The organism is Marinomonas epiphytica (assembly GCF_054780655.1).
Genome location: NZ_BAAGVX010000026.1, coordinates 448218 through 465786, shown reverse-complemented (window position 1 = coordinate 465786; position 17569 = coordinate 448218). Strand labels below are relative to the sequence as shown.

13 protein-coding genes, 1 tRNA gene and 1 pseudogene are annotated in these 17569 nt (G+C 42.5%); 5 read left to right on the top strand and 10 right to left on the bottom strand.

Annotation, left to right across the window (positions count from 1 at the left end; genetic code table 11):
* Window positions 1–168 precede the first annotated feature (168 nt).
* Genes ACYVGZ_RS07300 through ACYVGZ_RS07285 form a run of 4 tightly spaced genes read right to left on the bottom strand, consistent with a single transcriptional unit; the run spans window position 169 to window position 7926 of the window.
* A complete protein-coding gene (locus ACYVGZ_RS07300) occupies window positions 169–1350 on the bottom strand; it encodes a restriction endonuclease subunit S (protein ID WP_460753299.1) in 1182 nt (393 codons plus the stop codon).
* On the bottom strand, window positions 1347–2984 hold the full coding sequence (locus ACYVGZ_RS07295) for a type I restriction-modification system subunit M (protein WP_460753297.1): 1638 nt from the start codon (window positions 2982–2984) through the stop codon (window positions 1347–1349). The genes ACYVGZ_RS07300 and ACYVGZ_RS07295 overlap by 4 nt, the downstream gene beginning before the upstream one ends.
* A gap of 15 nt (window positions 2985–2999) precedes the next feature.
* Window positions 3000–6383, bottom strand: a complete 3384-nt coding sequence (locus tag ACYVGZ_RS07290) for a DEAD/DEAH box helicase family protein (protein WP_460753294.1) — start codon at window positions 6381–6383, stop codon at window positions 3000–3002.
* A gap of 58 nt (window positions 6384–6441) precedes the next feature.
* Complete coding sequence (locus ACYVGZ_RS07285) at window positions 6442–7926, bottom strand: sigma-54 interaction domain-containing protein (RefSeq protein WP_460753292.1); 1485 nt, start codon at window positions 7924–7926, stop codon at window positions 6442–6444.
* A gap of 382 nt (window positions 7927–8308) precedes the next feature.
* On the opposite strand from ACYVGZ_RS07285, the gene abiEi reads away from it, so the two are divergent.
* From abiEi to ACYVGZ_RS07265, 4 genes and pseudogenes are all read left to right on the top strand, one after another.
* Window positions 8309–8842 (top strand): type IV toxin-antitoxin system AbiEi family antitoxin, encoded by a 534-nt coding sequence (gene abiEi, locus ACYVGZ_RS07280; RefSeq protein ID WP_460753289.1) that lies wholly within the window; start codon window positions 8309–8311, stop codon window positions 8840–8842.
* Entirely contained in the window at window positions 8835–9233 is a 399-nt protein-coding gene (locus ACYVGZ_RS07275; protein WP_460753287.1) for a nucleotidyl transferase AbiEii/AbiGii toxin family protein, read from the top strand. Before abiEi ends, ACYVGZ_RS07275 begins: the two co-directional genes overlap by 8 nt.
* Before the next feature lie 704 nt (window positions 9234–9937).
* Window positions 9938–10273: pseudogene (locus tag ACYVGZ_RS07270) on the top strand (PhnD/SsuA/transferrin family substrate-binding protein); the annotation flags it as partial.
* On the top strand, window positions 10254–10544 hold the full coding sequence (locus tag ACYVGZ_RS07265; RefSeq protein ID WP_460753284.1) for a PhnE/PtxC family ABC transporter permease: 291 nt from the start codon (window positions 10254–10256) through the stop codon (window positions 10542–10544). The pseudogene ACYVGZ_RS07270 and the gene ACYVGZ_RS07265, both read left to right, overlap by 20 nt.
* 265 nt (window positions 10545–10809) lie before the next feature.
* Here the strand turns inward: ACYVGZ_RS07265 and ACYVGZ_RS07260 are convergent.
* The 3 genes from ACYVGZ_RS07260 to uvrB form a co-directional block, all read right to left on the bottom strand.
* Window positions 10810–10886, bottom strand: a tRNA-Val gene (locus tag ACYVGZ_RS07260).
* A gap of 77 nt (window positions 10887–10963) precedes the next feature.
* Entirely contained in the window at window positions 10964–11155 is a 192-nt protein-coding gene (locus tag ACYVGZ_RS07255) for a hypothetical protein (protein WP_460753281.1), read from the bottom strand.
* 19 nt (window positions 11156–11174) lie between these two features.
* On the bottom strand, window positions 11175–13202 hold the full coding sequence (uvrB, locus tag ACYVGZ_RS07250) for an excinuclease ABC subunit UvrB (RefSeq protein WP_460753278.1): 2028 nt from the start codon (window positions 13200–13202) through the stop codon (window positions 11175–11177).
* A gap of 225 nt (window positions 13203–13427) precedes the next feature.
* Here uvrB and ACYVGZ_RS07245 point away from each other — a divergent pair, with 225 nt between their 5' ends.
* The gene (locus tag ACYVGZ_RS07245) at window positions 13428–15152 is read left to right on the top strand and encodes a SulP family inorganic anion transporter (protein WP_460753275.1); all 1725 of its coding nucleotides are present in this window, start codon (window positions 13428–13430) and stop codon (window positions 15150–15152) included.
* Between the two features lie 26 nt (window positions 15153–15178).
* Here the strand turns inward: ACYVGZ_RS07245 and ACYVGZ_RS07240 are convergent, their stop codons facing one another.
* From ACYVGZ_RS07240 to lapB, 3 genes are all read right to left on the bottom strand, one after another.
* Window positions 15179–15475, bottom strand: coding sequence for a ComEA family DNA-binding protein (locus ACYVGZ_RS07240; RefSeq protein ID WP_460753272.1), 297 nt, complete (start codon window positions 15473–15475; stop codon window positions 15179–15181).
* Between the two features lie 155 nt (window positions 15476–15630).
* The gene (gene pyrF, locus ACYVGZ_RS07235; RefSeq protein ID WP_460753270.1) at window positions 15631–16335 is read right to left on the bottom strand and encodes an orotidine-5'-phosphate decarboxylase; all 705 of its coding nucleotides are present in this window, start codon (window positions 16333–16335) and stop codon (window positions 15631–15633) included.
* A 45-nt stretch (window positions 16336–16380) separates the two neighbouring features.
* Window positions 16381–17565, bottom strand: coding sequence for a lipopolysaccharide assembly protein LapB (gene lapB / locus ACYVGZ_RS07230; protein ID WP_460753267.1), 1185 nt, complete (start codon window positions 17563–17565; stop codon window positions 16381–16383).
* Window positions 17566–17569: the final 4 nt, after the last annotated feature.

Sequence of the window (17569 nt, the reverse complement as noted above, 5' to 3'; positions counted from 1 at the left end):
AAATAAATATTTGCTTTTTTCTTTGTGGATAGCTTTGACAGTTATTTATACTCCATAAAATGATGCACCAGCACCAAACAGAAAATTAAGATTCTGCCCATAAACATCGTACAAATTAAACTTACCTGACATATCAACGTCCTTGTTATTCTTTTTTTAAAGTAATAGCTACAATTCGCCAGCAAAAGCTTTTTGGCTTAACGAGCTAAAACTGTGAGTCAACTCAATAAATGAAACAGATTGCTTATTCAATTGTTTATTCACTGTACTTTGAATATTGACAAATTTGTTTTGCAAATCAATAGGCGGAACAATGAACTCCAAAGACTCTATTCCTCCTTGGCTAATGGTGTGTTGTCCTGCCGATGTTTTAGTCTTGCTTGATATTATTTTTTTGCCACCCGGTAGGTTTAGCATATAAGACAAAAATCTAGAGTTAAATGAGTCTTTAACCTTTATTCTAATTAGGTGATCGTTATGAAACACTTCTTCATTAAATCCTTCAAAAACCGCTGAACGCCCCACATATTCTGGATTACCGTTTACACGGATAAATAGCAAGTCTCCTATATCTAAGCGATATCTACTTTTCTCTTTGTCTTCAAGTTCAATCCTATTGAGTTCCTTTCCAAACCTAATGCTCTCATAATGAACATCTTGAAGTCTCAACACGATATCACCGATGTTTTCCTCAATTTTTCTCCGCCTTGAAAGACCATTGTTTGCATGTTGAATATGTTCGCCTAACAATTCTACATCCCATCCCTTGGGATTGGTCACTGGATCACCAAACATGTCCAAAAATACAGAGCGGAGGAATTCGTCGGCGAGGTCGATGGCTTGCTGGCGTTTGCGGCGGATGGCGTCGGCTTTGTCGAGGATGGCGGCGATGCGTTTTTGTTCTTCAAGCGGTGGGAGTGGTACATCCAAGTCCTTCAGAACATCTAATGTGATGCCTTTAACTGTTGCGCCTTTTGCAAATTTAAGTATTTGATTGGCACTAGACTCTAAAAATCTCAATAGAAATCGTTTGTCTGCTTTCTCATCGTTTTTAATTATCAAAGCTTTTAAATCTTGGTTAATTGCCATCTCAGCACCAAGAAGAGCAACTTTGCCTACTGCCATTCGAGTAGGTACAACAATTGTTTCTCTTGGTATCAAATTGGTAGCAGATTTCTCCAAGCCCTGGGCTGTGATATAATCAGAAGCGGTATCAATCAAACTAGATTTAAAGTCTTTAACTGACACCCAAGGAATATCGCCTCCCCAATACTCAGGCATATCCTTGCTGGGTGTCCCCCCCCCCTTGATATCAACAATATCCCCCAACTTTACCATCGGCCATTTCATAGCAACCCCTCCAGTTCTTTTAGGTCTGCCATGATTTCATTTTCTAGGGCCATAAGTTTTCCAAGGATGACTTTCGGGTCTTCATAGACTTCTTCTTCGTACACCACTTCTTTGTAGCGGTTGATGGAGAGGTCGTATTTATTGCTGGCGATGTCAGTGGCATCCACCACAAAGGCTTTTTGTGTTTTGTCCTGAAAATATGCAGCTGCATTTTCTGGATTGACGTATCCCTGCACGTCATCTCCAAATTGAGAAAAATCAAAGTTACTCTCAACTAGCTGTCGGTAAGCTTTCCATTGTGCAATGGCGTCTGGTAAGTCGTTACTGCCTTCGCCTTTTAATGGCGTGCGTTTATCGTCTAGTGAGTAACCATCGGCTTGCAGGTCATAGAACCAAACTCGCTCTGTAGAGCCGCCTTTGGTGAAGAGCAAAATAGCTGTACTCACACCTGCGTAGGGTTTAAACACGCCGCTTGGTAAACTGATGATGCCTTCCAACTGGTTATTTTCGACCAGCTCTTTACGTAATTGTTGATGGGCTTTAGAGGAACCAAATAGCACGCCGTCTGGCACGATTACAGCGGCACGGCCACCTAGCTTTAAAGATCGTAAGATATGCGCCACAAACAGCAGCTCGGTCTTTTTGGTTTTGACCATGCTGAGCAGTTCTGGGTTGGTGTTAGTCTCGTCCAAGCTCCCCTTGAATGGTGGGTTCGCAAGCACCACGTCGAAGAAGTTTTCTTCTTGTTTAGGGAAGTTTTCACGAATGGATTTATTTAGTGTGTCTTGGTATACCACATTCGAGCCATTCACCCCGTGTAGCATCATGTTCATACTGGACACGCGTAACATGGTGGTATCAAAATCAAAGCCCCAGAACATGTCGTCACTGATGTGCTCACGGTAGCTTTCTAGCTTGTCTCCTGGGTAATGTTTATTGCCTTCTTCGTCTTCCCAAATGTTTTCTGGGCTGGTGTGCTGACGATTCAGGTATTCCATTGTCCGCGCTAAAAAACCTGCTGTACCACAAGATGGATCACAAATGGTATCAAAGGGTTGTGGATCAATAATTTCGATCATGGCATCAATAATGTGCCGTGGCGTACGAAACTGACCGTTGATGCCAGCTGTTGTTAATTTGCTTAACAGATATTCGTAGATATCCCCTTTTACATCGCTTTGGTTCAGCGGTAATGAATCGACCATTTCTAACGCAGCTACTAAAACCGATTCGTTTTTGATTTCTAAATCCGCGTCTTCCATGTAGTAACTGATGTGACCAAGCGCTTTGGTAGGCGTATTTTCATCCGCTTCATCTATATCCGCCACTTGCCCTAGTTTAGAAAAGTACGGATACACTTCGCTTTTAAGGTGTTTATGAAGCTCTTTTCCAGATAAGTTTTTGAAGTTTTTCCAGCGTAGTAATTGCCCTTCTTTGGTCTCTGGAAAAAGGCGAACAAAAGCTTTACCAGTACGATTTGCCTTACGTTCTTCGGCTTCTTCTTGCATGTCGAGCATACGGGCAAACATGAGGTAACTGATCTGCTCAATCACGGTTAGTGGGTTGGTAATTCCCCCAGTCCAGAATTTTTCCCATAGTTTGTCAATGTCGTTACGGATTGGTCCGGTTAGCATAAATTCTCTCTTTAATTAGGGTGCCGATTGATCTGGGCCAGTCGATTTTACGAAAGGTTTTAGTACAGCCACTAGGTCTTCTACATCTGCTTCTTTAAACACGCCGTCAATGCCTTTTGGGTTAACACTGGTAAAAGGTGCTTCGTAGAGCTTGGCAATGTCTATAAAGCCGTAGTTGGCAATATAGGTTTTCAACATTTCCATAAAACGCACTTGCTGAGCAGTTAGGTTTGGGTGTCGGTGAACAAAGCCGGTGAAATGTTCATTCACTTTAGAAGGTTCTAATCCTATCAATTCCTGTAAAGTAATGTGCAGCTGATCCGCCGTGCGGCCATAAAATTCATTCAACGCATCTAGGCTCACTGTTGGATATGTTGTTAAGATGGTCGAGGTGAGATTTTTAAGATCTTCTTCCGATACCCTTTCGTTGTTCCTGATTTTCTGCAATATGGGGTTACTACTTACTAATTCATCTAATAGTTCTTTCACTCGGCGGCGATACACGCTCACTTCATCTTTACTAAACAAGTTGTGTTTTCGCTCATCTGAACGCACTTCGCCATCTTGTGTACGTGTTTTAAGCACATCATAATTCCCGCTTGTATTGTTCTGACGGAACTTCATAATGCCTCGCAACTGAGACCTCGCAGTTTCCAGTTTTTCAATACTTGAATCTACCCAGAACTCTGCACTGTTCACTTGATCAATAATTGCTTGCTTCTGACGAACCGCTTGAATGTTTACCGCTAGGGTAGAAAGCTGCTCGATGAGAGTGTCACGACCATCTTCAAAACAACTGGCTTTTTCAACCATGCAGGTTTCAATCGCTGCGATTAAGCGATCCAGCTGAGTTGCATGCTTATCTTGCAATGCACGAGAAGACATCAAGGGAGCTATCGTCTCAAGCAACAGATGTTGAGTGGTCGCATCAAGGGATCGTAAACGTTCAGTCTGGATTAAACTGTCCACTTGTCGTAACTCTTTGCGTACAGCAACACTGTCTCTTGGTAAATCGCTCAAATCTGCTTTGATAAGTTCTATAGCGGTATCAAAGGCGTCTTTGTGATTATGTTTTAACGCTTGAATCGCAAGGTTGACTCGTGCCTCAAAACAAGTTTGTAATAAAGGCTTACCACCAATATCATTGGCTTCTTTGTATTCTTGCTCAAAGTATTCAAAGTTGCCGTAGTGGTCGAAAATCAAGAACTCGCTCTTATCTATACCTGGCCCAAAAAGATCCTTACAAAGACGCGTACCGCGACCGATCATCTGCCAGAATTTCACTGACGACTTCACAGTCTTAGCAAACACTAAGTTAACCACTTCTGGTACGTCTATCCCTGTGTCCATCATGTCCACCGATATGGCAATACGGAAATCGTTGTCGCCTTTTTTGAACTCTTTAATCAAGCTTGCAACGTGAGGCACTTTGTTGTGAATGACTTTGCAGACTTTATTGCCGTGCTGTGGGTATAGTTTGCAGAATAATTTTTCCAAATGCTCAGCGTGCTTTTGGTTATTGGCAAAGACTATGGTTTTACCCACTAAGGAATTGGTTTCATCTTTGATGCCGTTATTCATCAAGTTCTCAAGGATTTCTTGATCGGTCTTTTCACTGAAGATACGACGACCAATATCTTTGCCTGCATAACTAGCGTTCTGCGCTTGATCAAAACCTAGATCGTCTTCAAGCTGCTGCTTTTGCTCATCCGTTAAATCTTTGTAGTGAATACCTTCACGCAAGAACTCCGTCGTGACATCTTTCACCTTGAAGTCGACCAAGTATGGCGGCTCGTGGTTGATCGCCTGATCTAGGGTAAACTCATAGGTTGGGTCTGTCGTTTCACAGCCAAACATATCAAAGGTATTACGGCTAATGTATTTTACAGGGGTGGCGGTTAAACCTACCTGTAAGGCATCAAAATAATCAAAGATGTCTCGGTAGCGATTGTAAATACTACGATGACTTTCATCGGCGATAATCAGGTCAAAAAAGCCAACATCTAGTTGCGCAAAGCGATTCATCATACTTGGGTAAGTTGACACGTAAATACGGGCGTTCTCGTTGATATTATAGGATTCACCTATCTCACAACGGGGCTCACTGGGTAAGTTCGTTTTAAAAGCATCGCTGGCTTGAGTTTGCAACTCTTTACGATCACACAAAAACAGCACTCTCTTTGCCCAACCTGCATTTAATAGGAGATCTGCCAGTGCAATTGAGACTCGGGTTTTTCCCGTACCTGTCGCTTGGATAATTAGCGCTTTACGACGCTGTTCTTGGAAGTTTTTTGCCACCGACTTAATAGCATCGATCTGATATAGCCGATCAGCAATGTTTAAATTGGGATTGTTTTGCTCAAGTTGGTTGTCTCGATACTGGCGCTGGTAAACCAAATAGTTCAAGCTATCTTGACTGTAAAATCCATACACCATACGTGGTGTATTGTATTGTGCATCATCCCAGATAAAGGTTTCGTAGCCATTGGTATAGAATATCACAGGACGCTGGCCAAACTGTTTTTCTAGGCTGTCAGCGTACAAGCGAGCTTGTTCGCGCCCTGCTTGGTCGGAAGCATTACTAGTACGTTTTGCTTCAACAACAGCTAAGGGCTTTCCATCGTCACCCCATAAAACATAATCTACATAGCCTTTACCAGATGGATTATTAGGAAAAGCGACTTCTACTTCGATACCAACGCTTTCTGGGTTAGAAACATCCCACCCAGCTTGGGCAAGCATAGAGTCAATGAGCAGCTTTCGTGTTTTGGCTTCACTCCATTGCAGGCTTTCGGCTACCGCTTCACTTTCTTGCTTAAGTTTGGCTTGATCTGGCAAAGCAGGAGCGTCTAAATGCTGAAGATTTTTCGTACGCTCTTTTTCAACTCGCTCTAGCAGCTCGTCATTGAGCTTTTTCTGATTTTCTAATTCTTCTTTGTATTTGTTTAATGAGCCTTTTAAGGTAACGGCTTCTTCTCGGTTGTCTTTTACATCAATAAATTCAGGTAGGCTTTCTCTTTTCTTACCGTAGCACTTTACGGCTAAATAACTTGCCAATTGATGAGCGATACCCAGCGCCATATGAGCCGTGCGAAGATCACCTTCTGCCCCGTGGGCTGTTTCATTTCCTTGTGTTCGCAAATAATTAAGTTGATAGATTAGAGGTTTGGTTACACAATTCTGGAATACGTGATTTCGAATGAGGTCATTCAATGTGGCCTCAGGCAGTCGAGGCAGGCGCTGTTCTTTATAAATGGATTTTGTGAGCTCTTCTGCGAACGCTCTAAGTCGCGTCAATGCACTGCCAGGGTCGATAAACAATATCGCTTCAGCCAAACCACCTAGGTTCGCTAAGGTTTCATTTTCTGCGCGTAAAAACTCAAAGTTTTGTGATTTCATAAATAATATTTTTTCCATAACAACGCTATTGCGAGCAACGTGCCAAGTTTTGGTTGTTTCACAGCTTTACGTTGTGTTTTTTCATCCAGTTGTCGAGGGTTTGGTGATTATTAAAGCCCAGCAATTCGGCGGCTCTGGACTTTTTGCCCTGTGCAGCCTGCATGGCTTTGGGAATGTAATCACCCACCACCTCTGAAATAATACTTTGAATATCAATACCTTGAGAGACATCCCTATCAAGCAAGTTGGTGTTATCATCTGGGTATTGGAAGAAGGCTTGCTGTATGTCTTCTGCCGCAATGATGTCACCGCTACTCCATAGCGATGCTCTTAAAATAGTAGATTTTAGTTCTCGTATGTTGCCCGGCCATGTGTGGTGAAGCAATGAATTCTTTGCCTCTACAGAAAATTTCTTACCTTTAAGTAAGGGATCTTGCAAAGAAAGCGCTACTAGCATTTTTTCGATCAGCAATAGCATGTCGCCCTGTCTTTCTCGCAACGGAGGCAATGTAAGCACACCGATGGCGATTCGATAGAACAAGTCTTCACGAAAGCTTCCTTCGCTAATGGCCTGTATTAGGTCTTTATGGGTGGCACATATCACACGCACATCGACCTTTTGGCTTTTGGTTGCACCTACTGGGGTAACCTCCCCTTCTTGTAATGCTCTTAGCAGTCGCACCTGTACGAAAGGTTCTAACTCGCCAAACTCATCCAAAAATAAGGTGCCGCCGTTTGCTTGTTGAAAGAAGCCTTGATGATCGCTGTTTGCTCCTGTAAATGCGCCTTTTTTGTGACCAAAGAGCATGGAATCCACCAGCTCGGAAGGAAAAGCACCGCAATTTACCGCTACGAATGGTTTCGCAGAACGCTCGCTTTGATTGTGAATCGCGCGGGCAAACAGCTCTTTTCCTGTACCGGTTTCGCCTTGAATCAATACAGGGACATCGCGCTTTGCAAGAATGGCGGCTTGTTGCTTTAACCTCAGCATAGCTGGGTTTTGAGTAATAATATTTTCAAACGCAGCATTCGAACTTATCGCGTCATTGGTTAGTTCTTTGAGTTGTGAGTCACTTAACTTGGTGGCGGGAGGTGTGTATTCAGCAGAAATCTCAAAAGGAACATTTATTTCTTGAGCACCTTGCTCTTTACTGGATTGATAATATTTGGCAGCGTACTTTGTTTTGCCAAGCAGTATCCAGATGGCTTGCATAGCAGGCGTTCCGGGGCTTAATAAAATAGCGATGTCGGTGTTTGATTCTTTTAAAACGTTAAGATGTTTGTCAGCAGCATGATATATAGACTCAAAATCTACAGGAGAAAGTAATGTCTCTTGGTAGCACTCAATATTATGATTCGATTGGCTTACCAGCCACTTTATATATGGAGCACTCCTTGTTTCTGAATAAGAACAAAGAAGAACCACTCGATCAAAGGTGTAATTCTCTAAGGTAGCCGATATAGGAGCATCTGATGGCATACCTGAAGTAGCTGCTCTTAAGTCTGTTTCACCAATCCATGAGATAAGTACTTTCTCAGTCACAAATACATCCCTAATAAAAACAAATGTTAACTGTTTGTAAAGACTACTACAGATTTATGTTAAGTACACCATGAGAAAAATAGGGTAAAGGTCACCATTTCTAGCAACCTCAAGTGGAGCGGGACAAAAATGGGCCAAAATCAGAAACAAAAAGTCCATAAATACTTAATATCATTTGCTTTGAATCAAAGTATATTTTTGGACATCTTTGCCGCTTTGATTCGTAGAAAAATAGGCTTTTACAGAAATGAAGGCCAATTCCATCTATAAATGGTCTACAAAAAAATACTAATTAGGTAATATTTTGTAGACCTAAATATTACCAACCCAACCTTTCAAGTCTACACTTTAATACACCTAAGGTAATAATACGTAGACTAACATGAGTAAAAAAGACAAATTACTGTCCGCACTATCTCACGCTACTAAAGCTGGTGGCGGTGTTCATACGGCGACAGAAATAGCATTTATGCTCGGCGAAAAGCACACCCCTGCTTTTACAAAATTCCTCACAGATTGCGTAAAAAGCGGTGTCTTACGAAGGGTCGCAACGGGTATTTTTGAAAGTACAATTACTCCGCCTGATGGATCAACGGCTATTTACAAGATTGCAAATAAGCTTAGAGGAGACGTATTTAACTATATCAGTCTAGAGAGCCAACTTAGTTATACTGGTGATATTTCGCAAATTGTTATAGACAGACTCACTGTGATGACAAAAGGTAGAAGTGGCATTTTTTCTACACCATATGGTGTCATTGAGTTTACACATACAAAAAAAGCAGTCGAGGCAATCGCTCCTAATGTTTATTTCGATTCAGATATCAAAATGTATCGGGCCAAAACACCCCAAGCGCTTATTGACTTAAAAAACTGTAATCGAAACCTTCACATGTTAGAGGCACAACATGCTTAAAGAAGCTATAAAGCAAATTGTAAACGACAAACCTGAGTATGCTGGAATAACACCTGTCATAGAAAAAGAAATATTGCACCATGATGTTATGGCGGTCATGGTAAAACAGGGGGTAATGCAATCACTAACGTTTATAGGCGGCACATCTCTTCGGTTATGCTACAACAGCTCTCGATTGTCTGAAGATTTAGACTTTAATGGCGGCCATGACTTTAAGCCTGGTCATTTTGATGGTTTAGAAATCGAGATTCAAAACTACATACAAAAAAAATATGAAACAGAAGTCTGGGTAAATAAGCCGAACCAAGACAAACAAGGAGACACAGCTTCTTGGAAAATCAGTATCGAAAAAGAAGCCAACCGCCCAGACTTACCGCTCCAGACGTATTAAACCTCGTGAAGTTTGGGATATTCCTTGGATCAAGCAAAGAGGTATTGGCGTATCCACAGAGCTGATCAATCAAAAACTTGCAGCAAGAGAAAAAACAAAAGCTAACTTCATAGAGTCACTTGCCCTTCAAGTCGAAAAATTACTCACCGATGAAGGGGTAAAAGCTGACTTCAACAACGAAATGAGCCGTTTCATCCCAAACCAAATTAAACAGCGAACACTTGATAATCCTGAGTATTGGCAATACGTGCAACTTGAAATTAAAAGGATGGCAGACCCGATACTCAAACCTGATTTACAGATAAAGAAATTTGATATGGGCTTTTAAGCAATAACTAATTAACGATGTTAAGCAACTCGTCTACCTATATACCAAAGCATGGTTTCCATTTGATTCGAAGTAGAATAGAGCCTCCATGGAATGAAAGCCTTCTCAACATCACGAAAGGTGCTATAAAAACAGCCAATAAAGTGTTATTTCTTATAGACTGAACTACGGGAAAATTTGCTGCCCCCTATTCACTCACAACCTCCGCTTATCATATCTTCCGTTTACTTACTCTTTGCAATAACGATGATGTGCTTAATCGTATATTTCCTAACCTTGCCCATTTTAATATATGCTTTATTTCATATATTTTAACCTAATTGTTAGCAACACCATGAAAGCGATATAACTAGCACTACTTGTCTCGTTATGCTCTGTGAGCGCTGCTCATGCTGCATTCACATTAGATAGCCGTTACCTTGATCAAGATAAAGACTTGATTACCGACATCCCAACAGATTAGTCTAAATTAATCGACCCTAGCACGCTTATCTTTGCTTACACGCCTGTTGAAGATCCTGCAGTGTATGCAGATGTTTGGTCCGAGTTCCTTGAACACATGGAAAGCGTGACGGGTAAAAAAGTACGTTTCTTCCCTGTTCAATCTAACGCAGCGCAAATTGAAGCGATGCGTGCAGGCCGTCTTCACATTGCTGGCTTTAACACAGGCTCTAACCCATTAGCGGTTGCTTGTGCAGGTTACCGTCCATTTACCCGGCGCTTCGCGTTTTCAAACCATTAACTATGCCATTATCCCGCAGATTCTTCCGGCATTTTTGAGCATCACCATTTTCCGTTGGGACATAAACATTCGTGAATCCACCATACTAGGATTGGTCGGTGCAGGTGGAATTGGCTTATTCCTATCTTCTGCACTGAATGTTTTGGCATGGCCTCAGGTAACACTCATCATTCTTGTCATCCTACTGACCGTGGTGGTTTCTGAGTTCATCTCAGCAAAAGTTAGAAGCTTGCTAATCTAGCCTCCCATAGAAAAGCAAAAGCCAGCCTGCCAGATGAAAGGCAGACTGGCTAAGGCATGACAAGTGAATCGACAGATTCGTGTTAAGTACACCATGAAAAAACAGGGTAAAGGTCACTATTTTCAAAAACATTAAGCGAAGTTGGATACAAATGGGCCAAAGATGGGGGAGAAATGAACCAAAATCAGATACAAAAAAGCCGAACACTGGGTTCGGCTTTCGTAACTTACACTCTTTAATTCAGGAAGGTAGTAAGTATAAATTTTGGTGGGCGTAGACAGATTCGAACTGTCGACCTCTACCATGTCAAGGTAGCGCTCTAACCAACTGAGCTATACTCCCAAAAAGTGTGGGCTATTATACTCAGAGCTTACCATTTGACAAGCTCTGCACGGGATTTTTTGCTGCTGAAGGCAGATTTAGTCGTCGTTCACTGGTACTAATAGCTCGTGTCCTATCACTTCATCAATTAGGTGATAAGGCACTTTGTATTTTTTCCCTTTGAATTTAACGAGGGCGAAGTCATAGCACATTTCCATGACGGTACAGTTAACGATAACGCCGTTATCAATCACTCTTACAATGTTGTAGTTTCTTAGCGTTATCGCCATTGTATCTCCCTTTTAGCTTTTAAGCCTCACCCACATCTTTTAGTTTCTTTTGTAGTTGGCGTATTTGATCTCGATAGCCTGCCGCCAACTCAAATTTAAGCTCTTCTGACGCCAAGGTCATTTCTTTTTGAAGTTGAACCATGGCTTTACGCACTTGAGCTACGTCTTCCATGCTTTCTACTTGGTAGTCTTTCGCGGTTTCAGCGACCTTCTTCGCTTTGCTACCGCGTTTACCCGCTCCTGGGTTGTATGCTCCTTCCATAATGTCTTCGACAGATTTACTAATACCGGTCGGTGTAATGCCATGTTGCTCATTATACTCTTGCTGTTTAGCACGACGACGCTCAGTCTCTCCCATCGCTCTAGACATAGAGCCTGTAATTCTATCGGCGTATAGAATCGCTTTCCCTTTCACATTACGCGCAGCACGACCTATGGTTTGAATCAGTGAACTTTCTGAACGTAGGAAGCCTTCTTTATCGGCATCCAAAATAGCCACTAGACTCACTTCGGGAATATCCAGACCTTCACGCAAGAGGTTGATACCAACTAAAACATCAAATTCCCCTAAGCGAAGGTCGCGAATAATCTCAACTCGTTCTACTGTATCAATATCTGAATGTAGGTAACGGACTCTCACACCATGCTCGTTTAGATAGTCTGTTAAGTCTTCTGCCATGCGTTTTGTTAAGGTCGTCACTAATACTCGCTCACCAGATGGGATACGCAAGTTAATTTCTGAAAGTAGGTCATCTACCTGTGTGGCCACGGGACGCACTTCTAGTTCTGGGTCCACTAACCCTGTTGGGCGAACAATTTGCTCGACCACCCAGTCTTGGTGTTCTGCTTCGTATTTTCCTGGAGTAGCTGAAACAAAGATCGTTTGCGGCTTAATTTGCTCCCATTCTTCAAATCGCATTGGTCTATTGTCCATCGCGGAAGGCAAACGAAAGCCGTATTCCACTAAGTTTTCTTTTCTGGAGCGATCCCCTTTGTACATAGCGCCAATTTGCGACACGGTAACATGGGACTCATCGATCACCAGTAAGGCATTGTCTGGCAGGTAATCAAATAACGTTGGTGGTGGTGACCCTTCTGGGCGACCTGATAAATAACGTGAGTAGTTCTCTATACCAGAGCAATAACCTAACTCTTGCATCATTTCCAGATCATAACGAGTGCGCTGTTCTAAACGCTGCATTTCCACCAGTTTGTTAAGTGACTTAAGCTGTTCAAGGCGCTGATCCAGCTCCACTTTGATTCGCTCTATGGCGTCTTGCACGGTTTCTTTCGGTGTTACATAGTGAGTTTTCGGATAGATAGTAACCCTAGGCACTTTGCGGATGGTTTTATTAGTTAATGGATCAATAACCGATAAATTTTCCACTTCATCGTCAAATAGCTCTATGCGAACGGCGTAATCCTCTGAATCGGCTGGAAACACTTCAATAATGTCACCACGAACCCTAAAGTTACCACGCTCTAATACTAGGTCGTTACGGGTATACTGAAGTTCGGCTAAGCGTCGCAGTACCGCGCGCTGGTCAATGCGTTCACCGCGGTCTAGGTGTAGCATCATTTTTAAATAGGATTGTGGGTCGCCCAAACCATATATTGCAGAAACTGTTGCGACTATTATCACGTCTTCACGTTCCAACAAGGCCTTGGTTGCCGACAAGCGCATTTGCTCTATGTGTTCGTTTACTGAGGCATCTTTTTCTATGAAGGTGTCAGAAGCAGCAACGTACGCCTCGGGCTGGTAGTAATCATAGTAAGAGACAAAATACTCAACAGCATTGTTAGGAAAAAACTCTTTAAATTCACCATACAACTGAGCTGCTAAGGTTTTGTTATGCGCCATAATAATAGTTGGACGCTTCACTTTAGAGATGACATTGGCAATCGTGTAAGTTTTACCTGAGCCCGTTACACCCAGTAGAGTTTGATGGGCAAGCCCCGACTCAACTCCTTGCGCTAGTTTCTCTATGGCTTTTGGTTGATCTCCGGCGGGAGAGTAAGACGAAACGACCTGAAACTCTTCTGACACAATTTTTTCCTAAGCTAAATAGTCGACAAGGAAGGTTAGCAAATTTTCTTAATAAGGTGTGTATTTTCCTACCTATACTCCAACTTAACTAATAAGAAATACACGCTTTCTGCCTATCTTTTTCCTTTACTCTCAAAAGCACCAGATATACCATTAAGAAATAAGCTTATAACAATATATGCAAATACATTTCTTTCACCCCCCGATTAATTTGGTTTCTGCAATATGAAGAATTGGACTCGATTTTTGCCCGCTCTTAGCTGGCTTAAAAGTTACGACGCAATGGAATTAAAGCAAGATACTGTCGCAAGTATCGTATTTACCATTATGGTGATTCCACAAAGCCTAGCTTATGCCATGCTAGCGGGTTTGCCTGCTATTACTGGACTATACGCTAGTATCTTACCTTCTATTTTATACTCTCTATTCGGCACTAGTCGTTCATTAGCGGTTGGCCCAGTGGCTCTCACCTCAGTGATGACAGCCTCTGCCGTTTTACCCTTTGCTACAACGGGCAGTGAACATTACGCCACCATAGCGATTATGCTTGCCTTTATGTCAGGTGTATTTTTGTTAGTACTTAGCTTATTACGTTTAGGCTTTTTAACAAACTTGTTAAGTCACCCTGTTGTTTCTGGCTTTATCAGTGCCTCGGCCTTATTAATTGTCATTGGTCAGATCAAACATCTCCTGGGCATTCAATCCTCTGGCGACACCTTGATTCCTTTATTAACCAGTTTGTCCGAACACCTTTATGACCTTAACCTAGCCACGACCATTTTAAGTTTTAGTTCCATTGGCGCTTTGCTCATTATCCGTCGTTACTTTTCTACCTGGCTAAAAAAGCTTGGTTTATCTGGAAATGCGGTTCAACTATTTGGTAAATCCGGCCCTGTTCTCGTGGTGATTATTGCGACGGTCGTTGTTTACCTGTTTTCTTTAAACGAGAAAGGCGTCAGTATCATTGGCTCTGTTTCAAGTCACAGTTTAAGCCTTAACTTACAAGAGGTAACTTGGCAAACCGCAAAACAGTTACTACCCAGTGCCATATTAATCAGTATTGTAGGGTTTATTGGTTCGGTTTCCGTGGCCCAGTCTTTTGCGGCAAAACGACGCCAAGACATTAACCCCAATCAAGAGTTAGTGGGTCTAGGCCTAGCAAATTTAGGCTCAGCCTTGTCAGGTGCTTTCCCTGTTACTGGGGGCTTTTCTCGTACAGTACTAAACACAGACTGTGGCGCCAAAAGCCCGATGACGGGAATTTTGTCTGCCCTATTCATTCTTCTGACTTTGCTGTACCTAACACCACTTTTCTATTATTTGCCGACGGCCATTTTGGCTGCCATTATCTCTATTTCCATGATGCAATTAGTAAGTGTAGAAGACCTTAAATTACTCTGGCGTTTTTCTAAAAAAGAGGCTTACTTATTAATTATTACCTTCTGTGTGGTCATGATTGAAGGAATGGAAACCGGCTTAATCTGTGGGGTTATTCTATCTGTCTTATTCTTCTTGTGGCATACCAGTCACCCTCACATCGCCATTGTTGGCCGCCTTCCAGGAACCGAGCATTATCGAAATGTCCAACGCTTTGCGGTTGAAACACACCCCACCATTTTAACGGTGCGTATTGATGAGAACTTGTTCTTTGCCAATGCCAGGGTATTTGAAGAGAGGCTTCAGTATTTGGTCGCAGAAAATAGAGAGCTTAAACATCTGGTTCTCATGTGTACCGCTGTGAATATGATTGATGCCAGTGCCCTGCAAAGCTTAGAAAAAATCATAGAAAGGCTAAAAGATTCTGGAGTAAAGTTGCACCTTTCTGAAGTAAAAGGCCCTGTAATGGACCGCCTGCGAAGCTCAACCTTACTTGAGCAGCTAACTGGGCAGGTTTTCATTTCTCAGCACCAAGCGATGCAAGAGCTTAATCATGAAAAAGCCGATCATTAAGATCGGCTTTTGAGTCTGCTAAAAAGCTATTCTTGTAACACTCGAATCACAGTTTGATTACGTTCAATCAAGGCCGCGCCAATCCCTTTTACTTTTGCCAAATCATTAATACTCGTAAAAGGCCCATTCTCAGACCGGTAAGCCACTATAGCTTGCGCTTTTTTATCACCTACTCCATTCATAACTGCAGCCAACTCTTGCGCACTTGCACCGTTAATATCAAGAGGAGTAGCCGCGAGCAAGCTAACAGGAGACAAACACAAACCAATGAGCAATAAGACCCGAGAAACACCAAGACGAGAAACACGTTTTAAATTCATCATACTAATTCCTTATAGTTGAGCTGGCTTCCAGCCATAAAAAAACCGCTTCGAACAATGCTTTTTTACTCGAAACGGTTTTAGATTAGTTGCCAGCCAACGGCTCTTCAAGGCCACGAATATAATAAATTGTAGCTTTTGTAAAACTTGGTAGAGGCTTAAATCTGCACACCAAGATCTTGATTTGCTTGGCTCAATACCGCAATAGGGTCTGCTGCTTGGGTAATAGGTCGCCCCATAACCAGGTAATGACTCCCTGCGGCCATCGCTTGAGCTGGCGTCATAATGCGCTTTTGATCACCTTGCTCTGCACCAACGGGGCGAATTCCAGGAGTCACAAGAACAAAGTCCTTACCTAATTCTTCTGATAAAACGCTAGATTCTTGCGCCGAACACACTACGCCATCCATACCCGAAGACTGTGCTAATTTAGCAAGGCGTTTTACCTGCTGTTCAGGAGTCAGCTCAATGCCCAGTTCTAATAAGTCACTCTGGTCCATACTCGTTAATACCGTGACTGCAATCAGCAAGGTATTATGATCGAGCTGCTGCAAAGCATTGGCTGAGGCTTCCATCATACGACGACCGCCACTTGCATGTACGTTCACCATCCACACCCCAGCTTTTGCTGCCACCGAAACGGCATTGGCGACAGTGTTCGGAATATCATGAAACTTCAGGTCCAGAAAAATATCGAAACCCAATTTATGTAATTCGTCCAGAATGACAGGACCTGCCGTTGTAAACAGCTCTTTACCCACCTTAACACGACATTGCTTAGGGTCTAAGCGTTTTGCCATTGCCAAGGATTGATCCAAGGTAGGGAAGTCTAAGGCAACCACAATGGGGGATTGGCAACTCATTCAGTATCCTCTTATTCGAACAGTTAACTCTATAGGCCACACTGGCTATTCGCCTTCTAAACCATGAATCGGCTTGACTACTCCCCAAGTCTTACAACTTGGGCATTGCCAATGTAATTGGTGGCCAGAAAAACCACATTGGCGACAGCGGTACTTATGCTTCACTTCAACCAGTTGATTGATTAACTCATATAAAACCACAAGGTGTGGCTGGTCGAATTCGTCTTTTGACACATCAGAAAGCTGCAGATGTATTAGTTCTTTGAAACCTTTAATGGTTGGATGGATTCTTAGCTGTTCAACTAGAAACATTTCAGCGTAATCCCGATCCGTTTCCATATAGTGCTCAACCAAAGCGGCAATTAACGCTGCCGTTGGTTTTTTCTGGTTTTGTTCTTGCAAGAATTTAATATAGCCACTGCCAGCCCATACCTTTTGATAGTTGTCTTTTAACTTAGGTATGATCACGGAAATAAACTCTGCATCTTGTTCCGCTGCATGCTTGAGCTCTTTAATGGCATCCCGGTAGCGCTTTTGTTCGTTCAATACATCCGCAGCGCCAATACTGGCACGAACACAACTAGGGTCCACATCAAGGGCTGATTTAAAGTGTTGGTATGCAAACTTTAGTTGATCTTTCTTTAATGCTTCATCCGCCATTTCACAATGAAAATGAGCCAGACGCTTCACTTCTTTTTTACTCGTAGACTCTTTAAGCAATTCTGGGCCAATTTGAATGGCCTTATCCCAGCTTTGCTCAAACTCATACAAATCAATTAATAGCGTTAGGATTTTCGGGTAAAACTCACTTTTGCGGGAGGTCGAAGCCATGTTTAACAACAAGCGACCAGCACGATCTAATAGTCCGGCAGACATAAAGTCACTGGCCAACTCAAGTTGCACCATGCGAGTTTCTCGTTGTGAAATTTCCGGTCTTGCTAAGAGGCTTTGGTGGATATTAATGGCTTTTTGAATTTCACCCTTTTTGCGAAACAGGTTTCCCAAGGTCAGGTGTATATCAAAGGTGTCGGAATTCACTTCAAGGGAGTCGACAAAGGCGTCAATGGCTTCGGAATGCTGATCGTTTAAAAGGTGATTTAACCCTTTAAAGTAATTAGCAGGCACACTTTTCTTTTCCGCTTTTTGAGGTTTGGTCGGGTTTTTTCTGCCCATCGCCCAGCCGACAAATAGCGCAACAAAAAGGACAACAAATAGACCGACTTCCGCCAACTCT

What these genes read in the sequence shown, in the direction of transcription:
- ACYVGZ_RS07275 (WP_460753287.1), top strand. Translation starts at nt 8,835, where the DNA reads ATGCTTAAAGAAGCTATAAAGCAAATTGTAAACGACAAACCTGAGTAT.
- pyrF (WP_460753270.1), bottom strand. Translation starts at nt 16,335, where the DNA reads ATGAGTTGCCAATCCCCCATTGTGGTTGCCTTAGACTTCCCTACCTTG.
- ACYVGZ_RS07290 (WP_460753294.1), bottom strand. Translation starts at nt 6,383, where the DNA reads ATGAAATCACAAAACTTTGAGTTTTTACGCGCAGAAAATGAAACCTTA.
- ACYVGZ_RS07295 (WP_460753297.1), bottom strand. Translation starts at nt 2,984, where the DNA reads ATGCTAACCGGACCAATCCGTAACGACATTGACAAACTATGGGAAAAA.
- ACYVGZ_RS07245 (WP_460753275.1), top strand. Translation starts at nt 13,428, where the DNA reads ATGAAGAATTGGACTCGATTTTTGCCCGCTCTTAGCTGGCTTAAAAGT.
- ACYVGZ_RS07240 (WP_460753272.1), bottom strand. Translation starts at nt 15,475, where the DNA reads ATGATGAATTTAAAACGTGTTTCTCGTCTTGGTGTTTCTCGGGTCTTA.
- ACYVGZ_RS07300 (WP_460753299.1), bottom strand. Translation starts at nt 1,350, where the DNA reads ATGAAATGGCCGATGGTAAAGTTGGGGGATATTGTTGATATCAAGGGG.
- ACYVGZ_RS07255 (WP_460753281.1), bottom strand. Translation starts at nt 11,155, where the DNA reads ATGGCGATAACGCTAAGAAACTACAACATTGTAAGAGTGATTGATAAC.
- abiEi (WP_460753289.1), top strand. Translation starts at nt 8,309, where the DNA reads ATGAGTAAAAAAGACAAATTACTGTCCGCACTATCTCACGCTACTAAA.